Genomic DNA, 23,186 nt, shown 5'->3' with positions numbered 1-23,186 from the left:
AAAGGCCGGCAGCAACCGCTTGCCCCGGAATGGGGTTTTTCTACAGCGTCGTTAGAGGTCACGGTGAAAATCCACGGTTACGCTGACGAAGGTCGCGCCAGTGAGGACATTGTTCCCGCCGAGCTCGCAGAAATCACCCTCGTCGCAACTTCCGACGAACTGCGTCGTATTGCCAAGTTTCTTGTGTCTTGTGCGAACGGAATGGAGACCCGTCGCAAGGCTTGGGAGCACGAACATCTTTCGGACAGTGACCATTCGTTCGAGGGCTCACCGCACTTTGTTGTGTTTAACCCGGAGTGCTGCCAATGACCTCTAACCTGCCGGTCGAGGCGCGGCTTCGCCGCTGGGAGGCCGTGCCGGGGGGGGGCGGCCCGTCGCCCCTCACCTTCACATTGGGCGTCATAATCTGCACCTCCTCCGGCATATAAAAAGATGATCGTTCCCGAGTATTGGGCCGAAGCCCGAAGGCAGTACAAAACCTCCGCCAAGCAAGTCACCGTTCGCAGGTACGGCTGGTCCATGTCCAGTCAAGCTGACGCACGACTCATCGCTGAGGCACGTGCTGACGAAGCTCTCCAACGCATCGTCGCAGGAGAACAGCTAGAGCGGAGAGAGCGCAAAGTTGCATACAACGGCGCGGCAGGCATCCCAATCCGAGAAGAGGTCCTGGCCCGTCATGGAGAAGTCGTCATCACTCGCAACGCTTACGGAGCGCATTGCCTCAACTCTCCGAGTGCTCTGTTCGCGGACATAGACTTCACGCCCGAACGGAGCGCCAAGCCAGCGCTTTTCACCTTTGTTGCCTTATCTGTCGCATCAGTGACAATTGGAATTTCTCTGCGAAGCTGGGGCACAACTTTTGGTCTGTTGTTTGCCTCTCTCGTCGCCGCCGCACCGATAGCAAATCTGTTCGCCCGCTTGGCTGTACTGGCGGGCGGAGGATCGGAGCGCATTGCACGCGAACGGATCGCCAGCTTCATTGCAGAGAATCCCACCTGGAACTTACGTCTATACCGAACTCCAGCAGGGTATCGCGTGCTGGCAACGCATCGAACGTTTGAAGCCACAGCCGAAGAAGTTCAACGCTTCTTCACCAAGGTGTCTGTCGACCCCGTCTACGCCCGCATGTGTACAAATCAAAACTGCTTTCGTGCAAGGCTCACTGCTAAACCATGGCGCATCGGTATCTCCGCACACATGCGGCCGCGCCCTGGAGTTTGGCCAGTCCGATCTGAGTCAGTCGCAGTTCGCAATCAGTGGATTGCCGGCTACGAGGCAAAGGCCGCGGCCTTTGCCGCTTGTCGCTACATTGAGTCAATGGGTTCTGGTGTCGTCCATGAATCCCTCAAGTCGGTAGTCGATCTGCATGACCGTGAATCTCAAGCCCTCTCTGGCGCACAGCTCGCATGATGACGCCCAACTCTTCCATCGAGGGGACGCACTCCGGCCTACGACCTTCATGCCCCCCTCATGTCAAACGTTGAGGCTGTAGAAAAACCCCTCACACCCCGCCGCCGTTCACATGCCGTTGTTATGATCGGTCATCGCCTCTGCGGAGCCCTGCGATGCCGCGATTCAAGACAGCCGACTACGGCCTAAAGCTCATCCCCGTCGACTTCGCGCAGCAGGTGCTGCCCGGCACCTTCGAGTTCGCGCTCTGCCACCTGGTCGACACCGAGCTCAATCTGTCGGCCTTGCGCGCCCGTTACGCCAATGACGCGGGCGGTGCCCCGGCCTTCGATCCTGCGGTGCTGCTCAAGATCGTGCTGCTCGGTTACTCGCGCGGGCTGATCAGTTCGCGCGCTATCGCCAGCGCGTGCCGCCACAACGTGCTGTTCATGGCCGTGTCCGGTGACAGCGCTCCGCACTTCACCACCGTCGCGCACTTCGTCAGCAGTCTGGGCGATGAAGCGCAGATGCTCTTCACCGAGGTCCTGCTGGTGTGCGACCGCCAGGGGCTGATCGGGCGCGAGCTCTTCGCCATCGACGGCGTGAAGCTGCCGTCGAACGCATCGAAAGTGAAGAGCGGCACACGTGCCGACTTCGAGCGCGAGGCGGTGAAGATGGAAGCGGCCGTGCAGCGCATGATCGGTGAGCAGAAGGCGCGCGATGCCGCCAGCTGCGACGACGAGGCCGCCCGCGCGCAGCGCACCCGCGAACGCTTGAGCCACGAAGCAGCAAAGATCCGCGACTGGCTCGCGCGCAATCCGGACGAGCGGCGCGGCGCCAAAGGCGCCGTGCGCCTGAGCAACCGCACCGACAATGACTCGGCCAAGATGGCCACCGCCAAGGGCGTGATCCAGGGCTACACGGGCGTGGCCGCCGTCGATGCCGCGCACCAGATCGTGGTCGATGCCCAGGCGCACGGCACCGGGTCGGAACAGGAACTGCTGTTGCCCGTGGTCGACGCAATCCTCACTCAGCGAGAACAGCACACGGCGATCTGCGCCGACGCGGGCTACCACTCCGAGAAGAACCTCGCTGGACTGGATAGCCGGAACATCCCCGCCTGGGTGTGCGACAACGGCTACCGGCAACGCGACCCACGGTACGCCGATCAGGCCCGGCACAAGGCCAAGCCCGATGCGCTGTGGGACAAGAGCGAGAAGGCGAAACGGGCACGCGCTGCAGGCAAGACCCGGCCCTACGCCAACATCGACTTCACCGAAGCGCAGGACCGCAGCCACTGCATCTGCCCTGCGGGCAAACGGCTGTATCGCGACGGCGGCGAATGCACGATCAACGGATACGCCGCCACCAAGTACACCGGTGCGGCCCGCGACTGCGTGCCGTGCGATCAGCGCAGCCGCTGCCTGCGCACGCCGGAGACGACGAAGGTGCGACAGGTCGCCTTCTTCCGCGGCAAGCGCGACTCAACTGAGTCACACACCGAGCGGATGAAGCGGCGTATCGATTCAATTGAGGGCAAACGGATGATCGCCGCGCGCTTCGCCACCGTCGAACCGGTGTTCGGCAACCTTCGGCACAACAAACGGCTCGCCCGATTCACGCTGCGCGGGCGCACAAAGGTGGATGGGCAGTGGAAGCTGTACTGCATGGTGCACAACATCGAAAAGCTCGGGCACCATGGATACGCGAATTAGGTAAGCTGGCGGGAGAAGCCGACGCCATTTCGAGCGCGCCGGGCAGCGGCCGGGGCTGACGTCAGGGGACGACGATGAAGCGAAGATCGGAAGGCTGAAATGAGGATGAACGACTTCAATCCGGCCAAGGCCGGCAGCAGCCGCTTGCCCCCGAATGGGGTTTTTCTACAGCGTCGTTAGGCGTCGCAAAATGAACCGCTGGGTGTACGTCGGTTGGTTTCGCAATCTCCTGGCCGAGCCGGACGATCAGGACTACGAATGGGTCGCTGTCCTCTCAATCGCTGCTGAATCAGCTGAGAGGGCGAGATCATGGGGTGATCACCTAGCAAAGAAGCGTGCCTCAAGGGGCGACGAAGACAGATTTCTCTGGTCAGAGATTCACCTACCGTCTGATCCGATGTACGAGCGAACAAGCATCCAAGAACTACCTCTGGTGCTAGACGGAGTTGAACCAGGCGATTCAGCCATTGGCTGGTAGCCGGCAATCTGGCCACGCTCGAAGTGGGAACTCAACATGAATTCCGAAGCAGAAGGCAATCGCATCAGCTGGGCACAAGCGACGCCTAACCCTTCCGTCGACCGGACCTACGCGCAAAACCGCGCAGGCCGATCACTTCCACGTTAGCCGCCTACGTATGAGCCGCCTCAAGACAATCGCCACCTTCACTTTCGGCTTCGTAGGCTGGGCCGCCGGGGCAATGGCTGTTTCCGTCTACGGGTTCGACCAGTACGAACGTGCATTGGGTCGAGGGCCGTCATATCAGGTTGTCCTCTGGATCATCACCGTCGCTGCCTTCGTTGTTGCGGTTGGCTTTTCTCTGGGCGCTAAGCAACTCTCAGCTTCCTTGCCATGGTGGAAGCCATTCTTCCTCAGTTCCGCCTATACCTTGGTTTTTGGCGGACTCACTTATCTTGCTGGTTATCTGGGGCAGCTTGGCGTAGAGCAAGACTTTCGACTTCTCGTTCTCGCCTTGCTCTCATTTGTCTCGTCCTTCCTCGCCGCCAAGCTGCTCATATGGCAGGCATCGGCGGCTACCCCGCCGCTCCAAGGGATGCCTTCCGGAAAGCCGGCGGCGCCCGTGAGCTAGCACGTTATGCGTGAGCAATATGAAGCTGAACACTGATCCAGAAGCCTATCTGAAGCAGCAGGAAGTCTTCACCGGTGAAATGATCGCCCGTATCGCAGATCACCTTGAGGATGCGGGCGTCATGGGTGACCAACTTAAAGAGTTAACCGGAAAGCTCGCCTTTGAGATTGCCTGCATGATTGACGATGTATCCGGTGTCGAGTTCGATGGAGTTGAGGCGCATCCGTACTTGGCTTTCCTCTCGAAAGATGACGAGTTGATTCATTTCGGCGGTAACTCGACAACACATGAAATGGTGTACGGAATTCTCAATGCAATGTTTGGCAAAAACACATAACACTGCCGTCGATCGGACCGCCGCGAAAAGCCGCGCGCGCCGCTCGCTTCCACGTTAGGCGGCGCAGGGGAGATTGAGATGGCTTCCATAGTTTCGGCGGACCGCGTCAGGGTTCTCCTTAATCGGGTTCGCGAACGACTTTGGGTGAGGCCTTTGGCAGTCTGCCTGCTATCGATCGCGACGGTATTCGCCGCGAAGCTTGCTGATGGCACTACGCTGGCGCGGGTCGTGCCTGAGATCGAAGCGGACTCCATCGAGACCCTGCTGTCCATCATGGCCTCCAGCATGCTGGTGATTGCCACCTTCTCGGTGGCGTCGATGGTATCGGCGTATGCCTCAGCAAGTAGCACGGCGACTCCGAGATCATTCACGTTGATCGTTGCCGACGACACATCCCAGAACGCCCTTTCGACCTTTGTCGGTGCATTCATTTTCAGCATCGTGGCTCTCACGGCGGCTAAGAACGAGTACTTCGGGACGGCAGGTCTGTTTATCCTGTTCATGCTGACAGTGATCGTATTCAGCATCGTCATCCTTACGTTTGTGCGCTGGGTTGACAGCATCGCCCGCCTCGGGCGAATGGGGTCGACGATCGACAAGGTTGAAAAGGCGACTGCGGCCGCACTGAAGCGGCGACGGGATGCGCCAACCCTTCACGGGGCGCCTGCGAGGTCGCAGGTGCGCGGCCAAGCAGTTTTCGCGACGAGCGTGGGTTACGTGCAGCACATCGACATCGCCGCGCTTCAGACGTGGGCGGAGGAGAACGAGGTGCGGGTGGCAGTAGCCGCCTTGCCGGGCACATTCGCCGCCTCTGGCCGAGCACTGGCGTACGTCAGTACCCGCCCAGGAGATCGGAACCGGATTGATTGCAAGGGTGTCGTCGAGTCATTCCTGATCGGAAGTGATCGTCGTTTCGACGACGACCCACGATTTGGTCTGGTGGTCCTGTCGGAGATCGCCGGTCGTGCCCTGTCGCCCGCCGTCAATGATCCCGGCACGGCGATCGATATCGTCGGAACACTGGTGCGTCTGTTCTCTCTTTTGGGGGAGCCCGCGACGGATGACGGTGAAGATGCGCCTAAATACGACCGCGTAGAAGTACCCGAAGTCTCGGTGCGGGATATGTTCGATGACGCTTTCACGGCGATTGCCCGTGACGGCGCTGGGGTGGTCGAGGTATCAGTGCGGCTGCAAAAGGCGCTGCGCTCTCTTGCATCGGTCGGCCATGCGGAAATGCGAGAGGCCGCCCAGTACCACGCGCAGCTCGCGCTGAAGCGAGCGCAAATGGCGCTGAAACTGGCGGAGGACGTGGCGGCCGTTCGGGACGCGGCGCAGCTCACAGAGGCAGATGCCTCGTCAGAGGCTGAGCGCGCTGCATCGTTGGATCGGGACTGACAATGCTTGACTCTCACCTCACGCCGCCTAACAAAGCGCTCCAGCGAACGGGCTTCGCCCGCCGCTGAGCGCAGGCGTTGAACGTCACCGGTTCTTGGTGTTTCTGGCGGGCGGTCCAAGTCGGCGTCTCATGCCCGAGCAGGCGCCCGCAACCCTATGTGCGATTGGCAAGCGCCGCACTCCGTGCAGAAGTGCGTTCGCCCCTTGTTACGCCATGCCCTTGTGCTAGTGTTTCGGGGCATTCAGGGCGGCGAGGCGTCGCAAGCGCTGCTGGCCCGTTTCAGTTCAGATCAATTGTAGGGGCAAGGGCTTCGCCATGCACAACGTGCCTTCGCTGACGGTCGCGGTGCCGTCCAACACTGCGTTCGAGCGGACCGCGCTCCGGCGTCCGCACAACTGCGACGTTCGGCGTCACAGGTAAAAGCCATGATCCGCATCCTCGCACTAAGCCTCCTGCTCGTCGTCGTCCCCGCCGGTGCTGACTATTACGGCTTCGATCGGATCGACACATACGACCCTGTGACAGGGCTTTACTACAGAGCCGTTGTGACGGAGGGCGACCGCGGCTTTACGTTGGACAGCAAGGGTGGCTCCCAAGCCGTGAACATCGCCGTTTTTGACCCGAGCAACGGAGCGGTCTCTTTGCTCTTCAAGGAGCGGGCTCCTGGCGCGGTCCAAGTCGTCGTCTTCGAAGCGGGCTTCAAGGACGGCGCCATGGTGTTTTCTGGCGGAGAGCACGCGCCTTACATCAAGAACAACCATGGCATCTCGAAACGAGAACCGAAGGCCAAGCTACTCGCGGCGGTGCGTGACAAGGACAACAAGAGCACGATCCTCTATGTCGCTGACAAAACGGGGGCCAATCTGAAACAGGTCGCTGTCGTCCCAAGCAACGCCGACTGGCACTTGGATGTGAAGAATTCGAAGCTCCGCGTCGTCCGCCAGACTGGCAATACGGTGAAGCTGGACAGCTACGAATGGTGACGCCCAACGATGTGTTCCAGCGGACTGCCTCGCTGCTCAAGAAGGCGTTGGGCCTGCCGTGAAACGTCTTCTGATCCCGATGGCCGTCGCACTGACTTTCAGCGGGATGGTGATGGCCGAGACGTGGGGCACAGCAACCTCGAAGAACAACGAGACTGGACGCGTCATCATCTTTCGATATGTCAGCGACTTTGAGCCCGGCTTCAATCGTGCCAGTCAGCCGGTTCGAGCCATTATCCTGTGGAAGTACAAGGGTGCAAATGGAATGCCTGTGCCGCGCGAACGAGAGCGTATGGACGCGATGGAAGATCTTCTTGGGCCCGTCGTGGAAGTGGACGGATTCGCGACGCTCGCGTTGGTATCCACAGGCGAGGATTTGCGTGAGTGGATCTACTACGCAAAGTCCGAGGAAGTGTTCTTCGCTCGACTGAATCAGGCGCTTGGGGCGCAGCCGCCGTTTCCAATCGAAATCCACATCGCAGATGACCCAAAGTGGTCGAACTATCAGGCGTTCCTGGATCGACTGCGGCATTAGCGGCAGGCCTGACGCCTCGCTGGAGCGGACGAGCCGCGGTCGCAGACAAACGCTTCCAACAGAATTTTGGCGCTGCGAAGCTGAAGCAGGTGCGAGATAGCAAGTCGTAAACGCAGTACCGGTTCAGCGCCTCGCGCGAGTGCGCTCCGGTCGGAGCGCACCGTTGCCCCTGCCTCGAGAGACGTCTTGCGCCGAGCGCACGCCGCCCTGTGCCGACAAGGTTGGGCCTCCAAGTGCGCCGGGGTCGCCATGCACTGAAGAGATGACTGCGCTGTACGCACGACTTGCCGTAGGCGCCGCGACGGCGCACACGCTGCGAAAGTCCGTTCGCGGCGTCACCTCGCAGTAAGTGATTCGTAGCTGGTTTGTTCGATATGACAAAGACGAGGCGATATGAACCAAGACGAACTGAGAGCCGTGTTTGATCAGCAGGCTTCCGGCTATGAACAGCAGCAGCAGAAACTTGCGCCCGTTCACGAAGGCCTTCATTTCCAGCTCGAATGGATATTTTCCGAGCTGCCTGAGAACGCTCGGATACTCTGCGTCGGCCTGGGAGCCGGTGCGGAGCTTTCCTATCTGGCCAGAAAATTCCCGCATTGGCGCTTCACGGCAGTGGAGCCTTCCGGAGCGATGCTCGATGTCTGTCGACAGAGAGCGGAGAAGGAGTCGTTCGCCTCGCGCTGCACGTTTCACGAAGGCTATCTGGAATCGCTTCCCGCGATTGAACCCCACGACGCAGCGACTTGCTTCATGGTTTCGCAGTTCTTTCTTGCTAAGGACGAGCGTGCCCGCTTTTTCCAGTCCATCGCTGCCAGGCTGCGCCCTGAGGGCATTCTGGCCAGCGCAGATCTGTCGTCGACAGTCGGCTCACCGGCATACAAGGCCTTGCTGAAAGCCTGGGTGAGCATGCTTCACGCAGCCAACGTACCCGCGGACGCGATCGAGAGAACACACAAGGCATGGGAGAAGGATGTGGCCATCCTCCCGCCGGCAGAGATCGAGGCCATTATCGGACGCGGTGGCTTCAGCCGTCCTGTCCAGTTCTACCAGGCAGGTTTCGTCCATGCGTGGTGCGCAAGGCGCTCGACGTGAAATACCGTGAGACGGTCGTTTCCAGTCCGGTTGCCCTCGCCAGTTCGCGGCAACCGGACCGCGGGTGAACGGTAGCGTCGAGTCCCAAGAAGATCGCGCGCGGGTAACGGCGCCAGCGGCTTTTCGGCTTTCTTTCCGGCGGTAGTGTCCGATTGCAGCGCCGCGCCCACGCGGGCGCCACGCGTCGAGCCGTCCATATCGGCGGACGATGTCAGGGGAGACACCGGATCAACTGCGCGGTAAGGTTCACCGCCATGCAGTGCCGCTGACCCAGGCACCGAAGGGGGGCACGGGCGCTCGCTGGCGCCTTCCGCGCTGTTTCCGACCCCGCGCACGCTTATCGGTCGATGCACTGCCTTGCCCCTTACTCTCAATCGCTCCGCCCACTTCGCCATGGCCAAGACCGCAGTCATTTCCGCAGTGGTCGCGACGGCAGTGACCGCCGCCGCGTTTCTGCTCAATCCTTCGCCCGAGCAGCACCGCACGAAGATCAAGGAGGTCATCGCCGAACGCAGCCCGCTGGCCGGCGTGCTCGGCATCGGGGCACTGACGGCCTTCACGTCGACGTATCATCCCTTCGGCATCGCGTCCTACACGACGGTAAATGAACGCACGATCTCGGTCGGCGCGCTGGGCATGGTGTTCGTGCTGGAGCCGAAGAAGGACGAATAGCGCGGCTGGCCCGCCACGCGACCCGTGCCCTGACGGAGGTCATCATGACGCCCGAAGCCCTCGTCGCCCTCACCCTTGCCGGCGCGTGCCTGATCCTGCTGTTCTGGCGCACCCTGCTCGAGCTGCTGGTCGTCTGTGCAGTCTTCGGCGGCCTGGGACTGATCTGGTCAGCCGACATGCCGCCCGTCTGGCTCAAGGGCGTACTCACCGTCGCACTGCTGGCGGTATCGGGCCTGATTGCCGAGAAGCTCGGCCTGCGCATCGGCGAGCGCCCGCGGACGGGCCGCCGCGGGCGCAGCATGTCAGCGGGCACCCCGGACTGCAAGCGCTGCGGCAACAGCGGCTCTGTGCTCTGCGGCATCTGCCATGGTTCGGGCGAGGGACCGGGCAGCGCCGGCCTGGTGCTCGGCCGGTACGTGCCCTGCACTTTCTGTAACGGCCGCGGCCGCACGCCATGCGGCTGCGGGCGCTGACGCCGATGGCGGCTCCGTGATGCCGCCGCCCTGATGACCGGACACGCCATGAAGAAATCGCTGCTCCTCGCCCTGACGCACGCCCTGTCGGCCGCGGCCGGCTTCGCGCTCGGCATCTACGCGCTGCCCATCCTGATCGCGCCGCCTGCGCCATCGGCCGAAGAGGTGGCCGCGCAGGCGACCTCGGCCCGGTACGAAGCGCAGTTCCGTCGCGATCTGAAAGACAGCGATGCACTGCACTGGGGCGAGGGCAAGGTGTCGATCGGCGCGGAGGCCATCGTGTTCGAGGGCGAGCTGGCGCCCGGCCCGGATTACAAGCTCTATCTGTCGCCGGAATTCGTCGAGACCGAAGCCGACTTCCAGCGCCTGAAGGCGCGCATGGTGCGGGTCGGCGATGTCCGTACCTTCCGCAACTTCGTCGTGCCGCTGCCTGCCTCGGTCGATCCGTCCGCCTATTCGACGGTGATCGTGTGGTGCGAAACCTTCAACCAGTTCATCACGGCCGCCCGCTACCGCTAGCGACGGGCACGCCCGCGGTCGGGCGTGCTGCGTCCTCTCCGCCGAGCGCGGACGGCGGCGCGTCACCGAGCCCTCAGGGAGCATGCCATGCACACCGCCGATTCACCCCGCGTGCAGACCGTCGTGCCGACGGTCGAAGTCGCCACCGCGCAGCGCCTGCCCTATTTCGTCGGCATTTCCGGGCAGTCCGTCGGCGCCACTGGCCTGTCGATGCATCTGGTGGTGATTCCGCCGGGCGCGCGCTCGACGCCGCACGTGCACCTCGGCTACGAGACGGGCATCTATGTGCTGGAAGGCGAGGTGCTCACTCGCTGGGGCGAGGCGCTCGAACATGAGGTGATCAGCCGCGCCGGGGAATTCCTGTTCGTACCGCCCGGGGTGCCGCACGAGGCGGTGAATCTCAGTCCGACCCGGCCGGCACGCGCGGTGGTCGCCCGCAACGACCCGGCCGAACAGGACAAGGTGGCGCCCTGGCCGGGCGTATCCCCCTGAAAGAAGGTCGCACCCGCCGGCCGTGGCGCGTTTCACGGCATCGAGCGTCCGCGCCGGGCACACTGGCGCCGGTTCTGAGCCCCCTTACGGAGACCTCTCATGATCGTCTTTCCGCATGCACGGAATCGCACCCACTCGATGGGCGGCAACCATATCGCCGGCGTCGCCACGCCGGGTAGCGGCGCGCAGCAGGTCGAGCTGTGGCGCGGCAGCATGGACGCCGGCTCGGCCACGCCGCCGCACCGCCACGATGGCGAGGAAGTCGTGCTCTTCCTGAGCGGCAGCGGACGGGCCACGGTGGACGGAGAGGAGGTGCGCTACGCGGCGGGCGATACGCTCATCCTGCCGGCACACGCCGTGCACCAGATCTTCGCCGAAACGCACAGCGAGTTCGTGTCGGCCATGCCGCTCGGCGGCGCCGTGTCGCTGCCTGACGGCACGGTGATGGACCTGCCCTGGCGCGCCTGAGGTCATGAACACCGAACAGGCCGACGCGCTGCGGCAGTTGCTGGCCGTGCAGCCGGTGGCCGCACTGGCCACCCTGCACGACGGCGAACCGGCGGTGTCCATGGTGCCCTGGGCCGTGAGCGAGGACGCCCGCTTCGTCATCCACGTAAGCGGGCTGGCCGCACACACCGCCGACATGCGGGCGCATCCCGAAGTATCGCTGCTGGTGACGGCGCCGCTTGCGCACGGCGATTCACCGCTGGCGCTGCCGCGGCTGAGCGTACGCGGGCGGGCGGAACCCTGTCCGCCCGGAGCGCCCGGCTACGCAGCGGCGCGCGCTGCCTATCTCGCCCGATTGCCGGAGAGCGAGGAGCTGTTTTCCTTCGGCGACTTCTCGCTGTTCATGATCACGGTGCTGTCGGCCCGCTTCGTCGGCGGCTTCGCGCAGGCGTACTCGCTCACGGCAGCGGGCTTAGCCGACATCGTCGCCGGTCGCGCCTGAAAGATTGTCGTCCGCCTTGCGGCTTGATGACGATATGCTTGTCGCACGACGCGCGCGGTTCGATGGCGTCGCATCCGAAGGACGAGCTCAAGGAGGATGTCAGATGAAAAAGATGATTCTTGCGTTGATGATGGCCGCGAGCGGCGCGGCCAGCGCCGATGTCGTGGTTCCGGTCAGCGTGGTGGACGAAAAGGGCGTCGGCACGCCGGTTGGCAATGTGACGATTTCGGAAACGCGTTACGGTCTGGTGTTCACGCCGGCACTGCAGGGCCTGCCGCCGGGACTGCACGGCTTTCATGTGCACCAGAACCCGAGCTGCGAGCCGATGGACAAGGATGGCAAGAAGGTGCCGGCGCTGGCGGCCGGCGGCCATTACGATCCAGCCGCCAGCGGTAAGCACGGTACGCCCTGGGGCGACGGTCACCTGGGTGATCTGCCGCCGCTCTATGTCGACGCGGCCGGCAACGCGACCAACCCGGTGCTCGCACCGCGGCTGAAAGCGGCCGACGTGGCCGGCCGTTCGCTGATGGTGCACGCCGGCGGAGACAACCACGCCGACCACCCGGCCCCGCTCGGTGGCGGCGGCGCCCGCGTGGCCTGCGGCGTCATCCGCTGAGCGGCATTGCCGCTCACTCGGTCGCAGCCCCGCTGCATGCGGCAGGGCTGCGACAGTTGACCAGGGGCGCCGCGACGCCGGATCGCGGATAATCCGGCATGACCTCTGCTGCTTCCCCCTCCCCCGACACCGCCTTCGACAGCCTGCCGCTGTCGCCCGACACCCTCGCCAACCTGCGCACGCTCGGTTTCGACGCGATGACGCCGGTGCAGGCCGCCGCGCTGCCGGTCGCGCTGGCCGGGCGCGACCTGATCGCGCAGGCGAAGACCGGCAGCGGCAAGACCGCCGCCTTCGCGCTGCCGCTGCTGGCCCGGCTGAACCCGCGCTGGTTCTCGCCGCAGGCGCTGGTGCTGTGCCCGACGCGCGAACTGGCCGACCAGGTGGCGAAGGAAATCCGCCGCCTGGCGCGCGGTAACGACAACATCAAGGTGCTCACGCTGTGCGGCGGCAGCAAGATCGGCCCGCAGGTCGACAGCCTGTCGCACGGCGCGCACGTCATCGTCGGCACGCCGGGTCGCATCATCGACCACCTCGAACGCGCCACGCTCGACCTGCGCGGCGTGAATACGCTGGTGCTCGACGAGGCCGACCGCATGCTGGACATGGGCTTCGTCGACGACATCACGCACGTCGCGCGCCAGTGCCCGCGCGAGCGGCAGACGCTGCTGTTCTCGGCCACCTTTCCGGACGGCATCGAACGCCTTGCGGCGCAGTTCCTGCGCGCACCGGAACGCATCACCGTCGAGATGCAGCACGCCGAACACAAGATCCGCCAGCGCTTCTTCGAGGTCGACGAGGCACAGCGACCGGAAGCGGTGCTGCGCCTGCTGCGCCATTACCGGCCGGTCAGCACCATCGCCTTCTGCAACACCAAGCGGCGCTGCCGCGAGGTGGTGGCGGCGTTGCGCGAAGCCGGCATCGAGGCGATCGAACTGTCGGGCGACCTCGAACAGCGCGACCGCGACCGCGCGCTGCTGCGCTTCGCCCAGCGCAGCGTGTCGGTGCTGGTGGCGACCGACGTCGCTGCGCGCGGGCTGGACATCGACGCGCTGGACGCGGTGATCAGCGTCGAACTGACGCCCGACCCCGAAGTACACGTGCACCGCATCGGCCGCACCGGCCGCGGTGACGCCGAAGGCGCGGCCTGGGCGCTGGTCGCCCCGTTCGAGAAAGTGCGCGCGCAGCGCATCGAGGAAGCGCAGGGTCGTCCGCTGGAGTGGGGAGTGCTGGCCGAACTCGAAGCGTCCAGCGACGCACCGCTGGTACCGCCGATGGCCACGCTGCAGATACTGGGCGGCCGCAAGGAAAAGATGCGCCCCGGCGACGTGCTCGGCGCGCTCACCGCCTACGCCGGCTTCACCCGCGAACAGATCGGCCGCATCGACGTGACCGACTACCTCACCTTCGTCGCCGTCGACCGCAGCATCGCGAAGGAGGCGGTGCTGCGGCTGGATGGCGGCATGGTGAAGGGGCGGTACGTGAAGGTGAAGCTGGTGGAGGAGTAAGCGGCCTCGGTCGCGACACAGCCGCTGCTGTCTGCAGGCTTGGATTCAGGCCGCTGTCGGGGTCAAGACACCTCCCACAGAACCCGCGCCCAGGCTTCGGCGACGGATCGGGCTCAGCCCCTGTGGGAGCGACCTTTGGTCGCGATGCGGCGCTGGCGGGCCGGCGGCTTCGATTCGAGCCGCAATCGCGAGCAAGCTCGCTCCCACAAAACCCCGCTCCGGCGGCGAACAGGGAGCGATCCTTGTGGGAGCGGCCTTGGCCGCGACGCAGCGGCGACAGGCCTCAGACTCCGATACCGGCCGCTGTCGGGGTCAAGACCCCTCCCACACCCACCCGAGCTCCGGCCGCCCGCACAGTTCAAGCACTCAGAACCGCGCATTCAGGGTCAGCCGTACGCTGCGTGGCTCGACCGGATGGAAATGGCGGTCATCGACGCCGCCTGCCGCTTCGCCGCGCAGGCGCGAGGTGTAGAAGTACTCGATGTCGTTGTCGCCGCTGTCGAACAGGTTGAACACGTCCAGCATCAGCCGCAGGTCGCGGGTGAGGCGGTGGCCGACGCGCAGATAGGCCAGCGTGGTCGAGTCGGAACGCACCGCGTTGTCCTCGACCAGCGGGCGCGGGCCGACATGCCTGAGCTGCAGGTGGCCGAACCAGCCGTTGGCCAGCGGGTTGTCTTCGGTCAGGCTCACGCCTGCGGCGACGACGCGGTCGACGGCGCCCGGCACATGGTTACCGGCCGGGTCGTCCTCGGTGAAGCGGGCGCGCGAGGCGGCGATGTCGAGGTCCAGCAGCAGCCAGGGTCGCATCGTCCAGCGGTTGTTCCACTCGATGCCGCTGCGCTTGCTGGCGCGGTTGGGCTCGGTTTCGCCAGCGTCGCCGACGAACAGCAGTTCCGAATCCAGCTTTAGCGTCCACACGGCAAGCGAGCTCTGCAGCCCGGGAACCCACTCGGTGCGCACGCCGACTTCGCCACCCTTGGTGCGCACCAGCGCGTCGACCGGGTCCGCCGGCAGCCCGCCCTTGGCGGTGACGCGCGCCGTGGTGCCGCGGGCGTCATTGCTGTGGAAGCCGTAGCCGTAGTTCACAAAGTACTCGGTGCGCGCCCACGGCCCGAACACGAAGGACAGCTTGGGCGAGGCGATGTGGTCGGAGGCGTCGCCGCTGTTGGCGGCGATCGAGCTGGCGACGTCGAAGTCGTAGCGGTCGATGCGCAGGCCGGCGAGGCTGCGCAGCCAGGGCGTCCATTGCACGCTGTTCTCGCCGAACAGACCGACGCTGGTCTGACGCACGCGGCTCTGCTGGATCACGCCGGTGGTGCTGCGCGCGACCGTCGAATACAGCCCGACCGGGCTCAGGCGGTCGTGCCGCAGCTGCACGCCCAGCGTGTTGGTCATCGGCCGGCCGGCGAACTGGCCGTCCCAGCTGCGGCTCATCGCCATGCCGAGCACGGTGCGCTGTTCGGACTGACGGAACTGGTCGCCGTCGGCCGGGTTTTCGAGGAAGTAGGTGAAGTTGGACCACAGGTCCAGCTCCGACTGGATGGCGTAGGCGTTGAAGCGGAAGGCGCCGTCGTCGTAGGCGCGCTGATGGTCGACCGACAGGCTGTAGCGCTGCGTCTTGCCGCCGTCGGTCGGGTCCACCGTGCCGTAGCGGCCGATCAGGCCGGACTGCACGGCGCGCAGCGGGATCTGGTCGGTCGAGTCCCAGCGCGCGGTGTAGGCCATCGCGGTGAATGCGGTGCGGTCCGCACCCTCGCCCAGCGTGTAGCGCAGCACGCCGTTGATGCGGCGGAAGTCTTCCGGGTTGTCCCAAGGGCCGTCGCTGCGCGAGGTTTCGAGCGCGTACAGCAGCGTGCCGGCGCCCAGCGCGTGCGAATTCATCAGCAGGCCGCGCCGGTGGCCATCCTGACCGAGGGTAACTTCGGCGGTGCCGTAGTCGAGGCGGTCGACCAGTCGCAGCCGCGCCGAACCGGCGGACGCGAAATCGCCCTCTTCGGCGTAGTACGGGCCCTTGCGGTAGTCGATGCGGCCGACCAGTTCCGGGATGAGCCAGTTCAGGTCGGTATAGCCGTGGCCGTGCGCGTGCGTCGGCATGTTCGCCGGCATGCCGTCGATATAGGTGGCGAAGTCGGTGCCGTGGTCGAGGTTGAAGCCGCGCAGGAAGTACTGGTTCGCCTTGCCGCCGCCACTGTGCTGCGTGACGATGACGCCGGGCACGAATTCCAGCACCTCGGCAGGACGCAACGTCGGCCGGTTTTCGATCAGCCGCGCGGTGACGCGGCCCTGGCTGGCGGCATCGGACGTGCCGATCGCGTTGTCGTAATGGCCCTCGATGGTCACCGCGTCGAGGTGGTGGGCCGACGGCGCCGCTTCGTGCGCCAGCGCGGTGCCCCATGCCCCGATGACGGGCACGCACAGCAGCGGCAGAAATCCCTGCACGGACGCCGATGGCGCCCGCAACACCTTCCCGGACAAGTCTTTTTTCGCGTTCATCTTTTTGTATGAAGATTTGGAACAGTCTTCATACGCGAGAAGCGTGCCAGTCGCCGCACCACGCCGGGCAAGCGTTTCGGCGCGACGGTCGGTCGTGCGGTGGTCAGCGCGCTGCCATTCCGATCGATGCTGCGGCAGCGGCGCTGGCGTCAGGTGCTGGGCTTGATGTGCACGTGGCCGTGTCCGCCACGCTCGTGCCGCCGTGTGTAGCGATGCCCGCCCGGGCCCGCGTGGTGGTGGCCGGCGTCCAGCTCGACACTGATCACATTGATCTTGCCGTGGTGCACGCCGCGCTCGGCGCACACCGCGTCGGCGAACTGCCGCACTGCGGTGATCTCGCCTTTCAGGATGACGGTTTCGAGGCAGTAGTCGTGGTCGAGGTGGGCGTGCATCGACGACACCGTGAGGTCGTGGTGCGCGTGCTGCAGGCTGATGATGCGCTCGGCCAGGTCCCGTTCGTGGTGGTTGAACACATAGGACAGGCAGGCCACGCAGTGCGTCGCGCTGCCGGTCTGTTGCGCCGTGCGGTCGAGTTCGGCACGGAACAGGTCGCGCACCGCCTCCGAACGATTGCCGTAGCCGCGCTGCGCGATCCAGTCGTCGAACTGCGCGGCCAGCTGGTCGTCGAGGGAAATGGTGAAGCGCTGCATGTCATGACTCCGATGAGCTCGTGTTGATCGACCCGCCGTGTGTGGCCAGCCAGTCGGCAAATTCCAGCGGACGCAGGCCGAAGCGGACCGCATTGCCCTCGTGCAGCGAGCGGAACTCCTGCAGCACCAGTTCGACGAAGCGCGCCCGGTCGTCCGCCGCCACAGCGGCCGGCGTCGCCTCGCGCGCGGCCGCCGCACTCGCCGGCCGCGCGCCTAGCACGATGGCGCGCACCGCGTCGGTCAGCGCCTTGCGGTGGCGCAGGCGGAAGGTGTCGGGCGGCACCAGCTGCTGCTTGACGGCGACATACTGCTGACAGGAGCGCGCGTAGGCCTGGACGAATACGTCGCGCAGCAGCTCGATGCGGTTCAGCTCGTAGACCGCAATCATCGCATCGACATAGGCCTGCTGCGGCACGTCGATGAAGGACAGCGGGCACAGATTGGTGCGGATCAGCGGAATGTTGGCGGCCAGCCGCGACACCCGCTTGTTCACGTCCTCGAAGGGCTGCAGATAGGGCAGATGCACCATCAGGAAAAAGGCCTGCTCGAAGGGGTCTTCGATGTCGGCAGCGATGTCGGTGACGATGCCGAACAGTTCGTCGAGCTGCTGCGGCAGCGCCAGCGGCCGATACACGCAGCCGCTGATCTCGACCGCGCGGCTGCGCACCCGGCCGCCGGCCTGGGGATCGTGCAGCAGGCCGTCGGACAGCAGCGCGTGCAGCGACAGCAGCGTTTCGCGATCGACGCCGATGCGGCCGGCGCCATGCACCAGATACTCGATGGCCGCCTTGTGGTTCAGGATCATCTGCGTTTCGAGCGCGTCCTTGCCCTCGGCGATCTCGCCCAGTTCGATCAGACGTTCGGTATCGAGCCGCGAATAGGTATTGCCCTCCAGCCGCGACGAGGCCCAGGACAGATCGATCAGCAGCCGGTTCAGGATGTCGCCGGCGAAGGTACCCGCCGCCGCTTCGCCGACCGGTGAGCGGCCGAGCGCGTGCAGTTGCGCGCGCAGCGGCTCGGGCAGATAGAAGGTGTCATTGGCGCGATAGCGCTCGACGAAGCCGATGTCGTAGCCGACCGGGCGGCGCAGATGCAGCGGCCGGCGCACCAGGTCGCGCAGCTCGGCGCCCTCGGCCGACACCGTCACATAAGGCGCCGGCGCGGCGGACGGCAGGGGCTCCATCTCCGTCAATGCAGAACCCGCCGGCGCCGGGAAATACTTCAGCGCCCGCGCCTCGCCGCGCGTCAGCACGCGGCCCTGCGCAACCAGTTCGGCCAGTCGGCGCTGCAGCGTACGGCGTGCAACGCCGTCGCCGAGCACGCGCAGCAGACCGTCCACACCGACGCCCTCTTCGTGACGGGCGATCAGTGCGGCGAGCGTATGCGGATCAATGGACGATCGAGGCCGGGTCATTTAAGTGGCGCAATCCTATTATCGCGCCACTATATTGGCACAAAAAAGGGAATCGCGCCAACCGGGATATGGCGCGATTCGATACGCCGCTTCTCCTGCCACCCACTCAGTGCACCGTGCACACCATGCACGGATCGAAGGACCGCACGATGTGCTGCACCGCCACCGGCGTGGTTTCGCCGTCGCGCACCGGCGCGCCTTCGAGCGCCGACTCCAGCGCGCCGGGCCGGCCGGCGGCGTCGCGCGGCGAGAAGTTCCAGGTGGTGGGCGCAACGATCTGGTAGTTGGCGATGCGGCCGTCGCGCACCGAAATCCAGTGGCCCAGGCTGCCGCGCGCCGCTTCGCCGAGGCCGGCGCCGCTGCCTTCGTCGGGCAGCCGGCCGGGGGTGCAGAAGGGTTCGCCCGGCCGCACGGCGCGCAGCCAGTCTTCCATCATGAGCACCACGCGCGCCAGTTCGAGCAGGCGGGCGACGACCCGCGTGTAGACGGTGCCACCGTAACGGCCGACCAGATCGGTGATGAGCGGATGGCCGCTCGCCAGCTGGCGCGCGATGGCGCCGGTTTCGACCACTGCGCCGGCCAGCCGCGGCGCCTTGTTCCAGGTGTAGGCGCCGGGCTTGTCCGGTTCCGGCAGCGTGACGCCGCTGCGCGGATGCTGCGGGCCGCCGGCATCGCTCAGCCAGGCGTGCGTGGCGTCTTCGCGGATGGCGGCCGGGTCGAGCGGTGACAGCGCGCCGGCGTGCCAGACGCCTGCGCCCAGCGCCGTGCCGCCCTCGGGCTGCGGGTAGGCGCCGTAGCTGAGGAAGCGGCCGGGGCCGGCGCCAAGCGTGGCCAGCGCCGCATCGCGCGCGACGGTCAGGAAGAAGCGCAGGTCGCCGTTCAGCGGGTCGGCGAGTGGTGCCGAGTGATGCCAGGCGTCGAGCGCGGCTTCCGAATCGAGCGCGGCCACCTGTTCCAGCGGCGCCGCATAGGTGTGGGTTTCGAGGAAGCGTCGGAATTCGCGCACGCGGGCCAGCAGGCGCACCCGTTCGGCGGCGTCGATGGCGCGCGTCGAGCCGCCGGGGTCGATGCTCTGCGTGTGCGGCCACTTGCCGGCCAATGTGCCGAGCAGCGTGAACCAGCGCTGGCGCGCGGCGATCGCGGCGCGCACCTGTTCGCCGGTCTGCGGCGTGAAGCGGCGCACCGCCTCGGCATGCCAGGGCCGGCTGGCATACACCGGCCGCACGAAATCCGGCATGAAGAACAGATAGAAGTGAGTCAGGTGATCGGCCAGGTTTTCGGTGGCGAGGATCACATTGGTCACGTGCTGACCGTTGGCCGGCATCGTGATGCCGCCGAGATCGGCCAGCGCACGCGCGGCCGCCACCGACTGCGACACCGAACAGATGCCGCAGATGCGCGGCACATACACCAGCGCGTCATGCGGCTCGCGCCCGCGCAGGATCTGCTCGAAGCCGCGGTACATCGGCGCATTGACGTGCGCCGACGCGACGCGGCCGTCGGCGACGTCCAGCGTCACTTCGAGATCGCCCTCGACGCGGTTGAAGGGACCGACGAGGAGGCGGGTCATGCGGAGAGTGCCCTCTTGCTATCAGTAACCCTCAACGTCTTTCCTTTCCCTTCTTGTGCGTTACGCGGATCAACGTCATCGCCGCCCACGCGATCCCGATCGCCACCCCGGTCAACAACGCAATCAACAGTATCCAGTCAGACAGACCATAACCGTCCTGGCCCTCCGGGCCGAAAAGGGTGGACATGATCCTGAACAGGAAACGCGCAATGAACTCGAACAGAAGGCCCACCGGCTCGCCGATGAGATCCGCCTTGGCCCGGAACGGCGAGGTGGCGGTCAGAAACACTGTCACTTCAATCTTGTCCTTCGCGCCACCGGCGGCACCACGACGTGGTCCGACACCGCATTCACCTTGACCCGCTTCGGCGTCGCCGACTTCGACAGTGACGCCAGCGCGACGAACCAGGCCTTGGGCATGTCGGTCGGCAGGCCGATCGGGATGCCGGCCAGCTTGGGGGTGGCGTGGAAGGGGTGGCCCGGTTCCTGGAAGCCAGGTTCGGTGCAGCTGATGCAGGCGTAGCCGCCGCGGGTGCAGGAGCCTTCGCCGTTCCACGGCCGCGTGTTGCAGTCGGCGTGTGCCTGCGTGCCCTTGCAGCCCATGTTTTCCATCATGCAGCCGAGGTCCGAGGGCTTCTCGGCGCTGGCCTTGAACTCGTAGTACTCGTTGCGCGTGCAGCCGTGGTGCACCAGCTGGTCGGCGTAGAAGCGCGGCCGGCCCAGCGTATCGAGGTCGGTTTCGGTGAAGCCGTCGGCGGCCAGCGCCATCAGCGTGTCCAGCACCCAGCTCGGGTGGGTCGGACAGCCGGCGATATTGATCACCGGCAGGCCGCCCGCGGCGCGGAAATCGCTGCCCAGCAGGCCGCCGCGCACGTCGTCCTCGTACTGCAGGCCGCAGGCGTCGGTCGGGTTGTCACCGCCGGCGGTGACGCCGCCCCAGGCAGCGCAGCTGCCGATGGCGATCACGTGACGCGCCTTTGCGGCGAGCTTGCGCACCCATTCGATCATCGGCAGGCCGGTGCCGGCCATGACGTGGAAACGGCCGGTGCCATTCGGCCCGCGCAGCAGCGAGCCTTCGACGCACAGCGCGTCCAGCGGAAGATCGCCGTCGAGGATGCGGCCGAGCAGCGCGGTCACTTCACTGCCGCTGTCCAGCGATAGCGACGGATGCCACAGCAGATCGATGCCGGCATCGCGCAGCTGGCCGTGGAAATCGTCGGTGTCGGCGCACAGCAGCGACATGCTGCAGCCGCCGCAGCCGCCGGACTGCAACCAGAGCACGTTCATGCATTCACTCCTTCGGTGTGCGCGCCGCGAGCGACGGCGTCGTGCAGCCAGCCGCGCGCCCGGGCGAGCGCCTGTTCGAGATCGGCCACGGCCTGCGCATCCGGCTGCTCGCCCAGTTCCCAGTGGCGGCCGCGGATGGCCAGTACATCACACACCGGCGGTGGGCGGCGCTGCAGATCGACGAATACCTGCAGCAGTGCTTCCGGCGACAGCGCGTGGCTGGTGATCTGGCGCTCGCGCTGCGGCTCGACCCTGCGCATCTGACAGGCGGCATCCAGCCCGCGCGCGGCATCGACGAAGAGCACGCGTTCGCGCCCGACCAGGTCGAGCGCGTGTTCGATCTGCAGCTGGTAGTCGCTGAGGCAGTCCACGCTGCCCGCGGGCAGCGCGCGTCCGGCATACGCCGCCAGCGCATCGACCAGCATCGGGCCGAGCGCGTCGTCGCCGCGGCTCGGGTTGCCCCAGCCCAGCACCAGCAGCGGCGCCGTCATTGCGCCGCCTCGGCGTCGTGCGCCGGGCCGTCGCGCAGCAGTTCGCCGGTCGAGTTGCGCAGCACGTGGTCGAGCACGCGGCCGTCGGCTGCGCGCACGCTCACCGCCAGCGGCATCTGGCCGAGCGCGTGCGTAGCGCAGGACAGGCAGGGGTCGTAGGCGCGCACCGCCACCTCGATGTGGTTGAGCAGGCCTTCGGTAATCGTTTCGCCGTCGAGATAGCGCAGCGCCACCGCGCGCACCGCCTCGTTCATCGCCTGGTTGTTGTGCGTGGTCGATACGATCAGATTGCAGCGCGTGACCAGATCGTCGTCGCCGACCTCGTATTCGTGGATCAACGTGCCGCGCGGCGCTTCGATGATGCCGATGCCGGAGCGCTGGCGCGGCCCCTCGGCCTTCAGCGGGCCGCCGGTGATCAGCGCGTCGTCGAGCAGCGCGGCGACCGTCTCGACGCCGTGCAGCAGTTCGATCATGCGCGCCCAGTGAGTGGCCAGCACCGCGTGCACCGGCCGGCCGCCGTGCGCGGCGACAAAGGTCTGGCGCGCCTCTTCGGCGCGCGGGGTCGGGATGAAATCGCAGTTCTGCACGCGCGCCAGCGGGCCGACGCGGTACCAGCCGTCGTCGACACCGAGGTCGCGGCGGTAGGGGAACTTCATATACGTCCAGGGCTTGACCGCTTCAGCGATCAGTTCGCGGTAGCGCTGGTCGTCGAAACCGTCGACCGCGATGCGCCCGTCGGACTCGCGCAGCCGCAGCACGCCGTCGTACAGCTCCATCGCGCCGTCGCGGCCGACCAGCGACATCATGGCGGCCGGGATGTCGGCAAAGTCGGCGTAGCGCGCCGGCAGGCTCTCGTGCAGCCGGCGGGCCAGCGACACCGCGTCCTGCGCCCAGGCCAGCACCTGCGGCAATTCGGCGCGCAGCGCGTCGCGCTCGGCCGGGTCGACCGCACGGTTCATGCCGCCGGGTATCGAGCCGGTGCCATGAATGCGCTTGCCCGACGTGATGCGGATCACCTCCTGGCCGAACTTGCGCAGCATGACGCCCTGACGCGCAGCGTCCGGAAAGGCGGCGGCCACGCCGACGATGTTGCGCTGGTCGACCCCGGCGTCGAAGCCGAACAGCAGGTCGGGCGAGGCGAGGTGGAAGAAGTGCAGCGCGTGGCTCTGCACGATCTGGCCGTAATGCATGAGCCGGCGGATGCGGTCGGCCGCCGGCGGCACCGGCCAGCCGCCCGCCACGCGGTCGAGCGCCTTCGACGCGGCGAGATGATGCGACACCGGGCAGATGCCGCACAGCCGCTGCACCATGACCGGCACTTCCCAGTAGGGCCGGCCTTCGATGAACTTCTCGAAGCCGCGGAATTCGACGATGTGCAGCCGCGCCTGCCGCACGCGGTTGTCGTCGTCGAGCAGCAGCGTCACCTTGCCATGGCCTTCGACGCGCGACAGCGGATCGATCGCGATGCGGCGCAGGCCTGCAGGGTTGTCGGCGGTTTCGAGCGGGCGCGTATCCATGGC

25 protein-coding genes are annotated in these 23,186 nt (G+C 65.9%); 17 read left to right on the top strand and 8 right to left on the bottom strand.

Annotated features, from left to right (window positions below; genetic code table 11):
* From IV112_RS20775 to dbpA, 17 genes are all read left to right on the top strand, one after another.
* The coding region (locus IV112_RS20775) for an Imm32 family immunity protein (RefSeq protein ID WP_304006955.1) at positions 1 to 309 on the top strand (309 nt) is incomplete at its 5' end.
* A 123-nt stretch (positions 310 to 432) separates the two neighbouring features.
* Positions 433 to 1,410, top strand: a complete 978-nt coding sequence (locus IV112_RS20770) for a hypothetical protein (protein WP_304006953.1) — start codon at positions 433 to 435, stop codon at positions 1,408 to 1,410.
* Between the two features lie 155 nt (positions 1,411 to 1,565).
* Complete coding sequence (locus IV112_RS20765) at positions 1,566 to 3,104, top strand: transposase (RefSeq protein WP_304006950.1); 1,539 nt, start codon at positions 1,566 to 1,568, stop codon at positions 3,102 to 3,104.
* Positions 3,105 to 3,739: 635 nt separating this feature from the next.
* Positions 3,740 to 4,192 carry a hypothetical protein gene (locus IV112_RS20760; protein ID WP_304006948.1) on the top strand — a complete coding sequence of 151 codons (453 nt, stop codon included), beginning with the start codon at positions 3,740 to 3,742 and terminating at the stop codon, positions 4,190 to 4,192.
* Positions 4,193 to 4,202: 10 nt separating this feature from the next.
* On the top strand, positions 4,203 to 4,529 hold the full coding sequence (locus tag IV112_RS20755) for a hypothetical protein (RefSeq protein WP_304006946.1): 327 nt from the start codon (positions 4,203 to 4,205) through the stop codon (positions 4,527 to 4,529).
* 78 nt (positions 4,530 to 4,607) lie between these two features.
* The gene (locus IV112_RS20750; protein WP_304006944.1) at positions 4,608 to 5,924 is read left to right on the top strand and encodes a DUF2254 domain-containing protein; all 1,317 of its coding nucleotides are present in this window, start codon (positions 4,608 to 4,610) and stop codon (positions 5,922 to 5,924) included.
* Between the two features lie 426 nt (positions 5,925 to 6,350).
* Positions 6,351 to 6,908: a hypothetical protein gene (locus IV112_RS20745; RefSeq protein WP_304006943.1), complete on the top strand. Its 558-nt coding sequence runs from the start codon at positions 6,351 to 6,353 to the stop codon at positions 6,906 to 6,908.
* Between the two features lie 58 nt (positions 6,909 to 6,966).
* The gene (locus IV112_RS20740; RefSeq protein ID WP_304006941.1) at positions 6,967 to 7,443 is read left to right on the top strand and encodes a DUF695 domain-containing protein; all 477 of its coding nucleotides are present in this window, start codon (positions 6,967 to 6,969) and stop codon (positions 7,441 to 7,443) included.
* A gap of 393 nt (positions 7,444 to 7,836) precedes the next feature.
* On the top strand, positions 7,837 to 8,535 hold the full coding sequence (locus IV112_RS20735) for a class I SAM-dependent methyltransferase (protein WP_304006940.1): 699 nt from the start codon (positions 7,837 to 7,839) through the stop codon (positions 8,533 to 8,535).
* A gap of 393 nt (positions 8,536 to 8,928) precedes the next feature.
* Positions 8,929 to 9,207 carry a hypothetical protein gene (locus IV112_RS20730; RefSeq protein ID WP_304006938.1) on the top strand — a complete coding sequence of 93 codons (279 nt, stop codon included), beginning with the start codon at positions 8,929 to 8,931 and terminating at the stop codon, positions 9,205 to 9,207.
* Positions 9,208 to 9,251: 44 nt separating this feature from the next.
* Positions 9,252 to 9,680, top strand: a complete 429-nt coding sequence (locus IV112_RS20725) for a hypothetical protein (RefSeq protein ID WP_304006936.1) — start codon at positions 9,252 to 9,254, stop codon at positions 9,678 to 9,680.
* Between the two features lie 48 nt (positions 9,681 to 9,728).
* On the top strand, positions 9,729 to 10,199 hold the full coding sequence (locus tag IV112_RS20720; RefSeq protein ID WP_304006934.1) for a DM13 domain-containing protein: 471 nt from the start codon (positions 9,729 to 9,731) through the stop codon (positions 10,197 to 10,199).
* 87 nt (positions 10,200 to 10,286) lie between these two features.
* The gene (locus tag IV112_RS20715) at positions 10,287 to 10,691 is read left to right on the top strand and encodes a cupin domain-containing protein (protein WP_304006932.1); all 405 of its coding nucleotides are present in this window, start codon (positions 10,287 to 10,289) and stop codon (positions 10,689 to 10,691) included.
* Between the two features lie 99 nt (positions 10,692 to 10,790).
* Positions 10,791 to 11,159, top strand: coding sequence for a cupin domain-containing protein (locus IV112_RS20710; protein WP_304006930.1), 369 nt, complete (start codon positions 10,791 to 10,793; stop codon positions 11,157 to 11,159).
* Between the two features lie 4 nt (positions 11,160 to 11,163).
* Positions 11,164 to 11,640 (top strand): pyridoxamine 5'-phosphate oxidase family protein, encoded by a 477-nt coding sequence (locus tag IV112_RS20705; RefSeq protein WP_304006928.1) that lies wholly within the window; start codon positions 11,164 to 11,166, stop codon positions 11,638 to 11,640.
* 103 nt (positions 11,641 to 11,743) lie between these two features.
* On the top strand, positions 11,744 to 12,256 hold the full coding sequence (sodC, locus tag IV112_RS20700; protein ID WP_304006927.1) for a superoxide dismutase [Cu-Zn] SodC: 513 nt from the start codon (positions 11,744 to 11,746) through the stop codon (positions 12,254 to 12,256).
* Positions 12,257 to 12,354: 98 nt separating this feature from the next.
* Complete coding sequence (dbpA, locus tag IV112_RS20695; protein ID WP_304006925.1) at positions 12,355 to 13,761, top strand: ATP-dependent RNA helicase DbpA; 1,407 nt, start codon at positions 12,355 to 12,357, stop codon at positions 13,759 to 13,761.
* Positions 13,762 to 14,127: 366 nt separating this feature from the next.
* Here the strand turns inward: dbpA and IV112_RS20690 are convergent, their stop codons facing one another.
* The 8 genes from IV112_RS20690 to IV112_RS20655 all read right to left on the bottom strand — a co-directional run bounded on the left by IV112_RS20690 (position 14,128) and on the right by IV112_RS20655 (position 23,183).
* Positions 14,128 to 16,254 carry a TonB-dependent receptor gene (locus tag IV112_RS20690; RefSeq protein ID WP_304006923.1) on the bottom strand — a complete coding sequence of 709 codons (2,127 nt, stop codon included), beginning with the start codon at positions 16,252 to 16,254 and terminating at the stop codon, positions 14,128 to 14,130.
* Positions 16,255 to 16,403: 149 nt separating this feature from the next.
* Positions 16,404 to 16,904, bottom strand: a complete 501-nt coding sequence (nikR, locus tag IV112_RS20685) for a nickel-responsive transcriptional regulator NikR (RefSeq protein ID WP_304006922.1) — start codon at positions 16,902 to 16,904, stop codon at positions 16,404 to 16,406.
* 1 nt (position 16,905) lies between these two features.
* Positions 16,906 to 18,318 (bottom strand): Fic family protein, encoded by a 1,413-nt coding sequence (locus IV112_RS20680; RefSeq protein ID WP_304006920.1) that lies wholly within the window; start codon positions 18,316 to 18,318, stop codon positions 16,906 to 16,908.
* A gap of 106 nt (positions 18,319 to 18,424) precedes the next feature.
* Entirely contained in the window at positions 18,425 to 19,888 is a 1,464-nt protein-coding gene (locus IV112_RS20675) for a nickel-dependent hydrogenase large subunit (protein ID WP_304006918.1), read from the bottom strand.
* Positions 19,889 to 19,919: 31 nt separating this feature from the next.
* Positions 19,920 to 20,183, bottom strand: coding sequence for a hypothetical protein (locus IV112_RS20670; RefSeq protein ID WP_020162848.1), 264 nt, complete (start codon positions 20,181 to 20,183; stop codon positions 19,920 to 19,922).
* Positions 20,180 to 21,175: a HupU protein gene (locus IV112_RS20665; RefSeq protein ID WP_304006914.1), complete on the bottom strand. Its 996-nt coding sequence runs from the start codon at positions 21,173 to 21,175 to the stop codon at positions 20,180 to 20,182. The genes IV112_RS20670 and IV112_RS20665 overlap by 4 nt, the downstream gene beginning before the upstream one ends.
* Complete coding sequence (locus IV112_RS20660) at positions 21,172 to 21,666, bottom strand: hydrogenase maturation protease (RefSeq protein WP_304006912.1); 495 nt, start codon at positions 21,664 to 21,666, stop codon at positions 21,172 to 21,174. The genes IV112_RS20665 and IV112_RS20660 overlap by 4 nt, the downstream gene beginning before the upstream one ends.
* On the bottom strand, positions 21,663 to 23,183 hold the full coding sequence (locus IV112_RS20655) for a Ni/Fe hydrogenase subunit alpha (protein WP_304006910.1): 1,521 nt from the start codon (positions 23,181 to 23,183) through the stop codon (positions 21,663 to 21,665). Before IV112_RS20655 ends, IV112_RS20660 begins: the two co-directional genes overlap by 4 nt.
* Between the last annotated feature and the right edge of the window lie 3 nt (positions 23,184 to 23,186).

The sequence above is a fragment of the Methyloversatilis discipulorum genome, from assembly GCF_018780585.1.
Taxonomy (GTDB): domain Bacteria; phylum Pseudomonadota; class Gammaproteobacteria; order Burkholderiales; family Rhodocyclaceae; genus Methyloversatilis; species Methyloversatilis discipulorum_B.
This window is presented reverse-complemented; position numbering and strand designations above follow the sequence as displayed.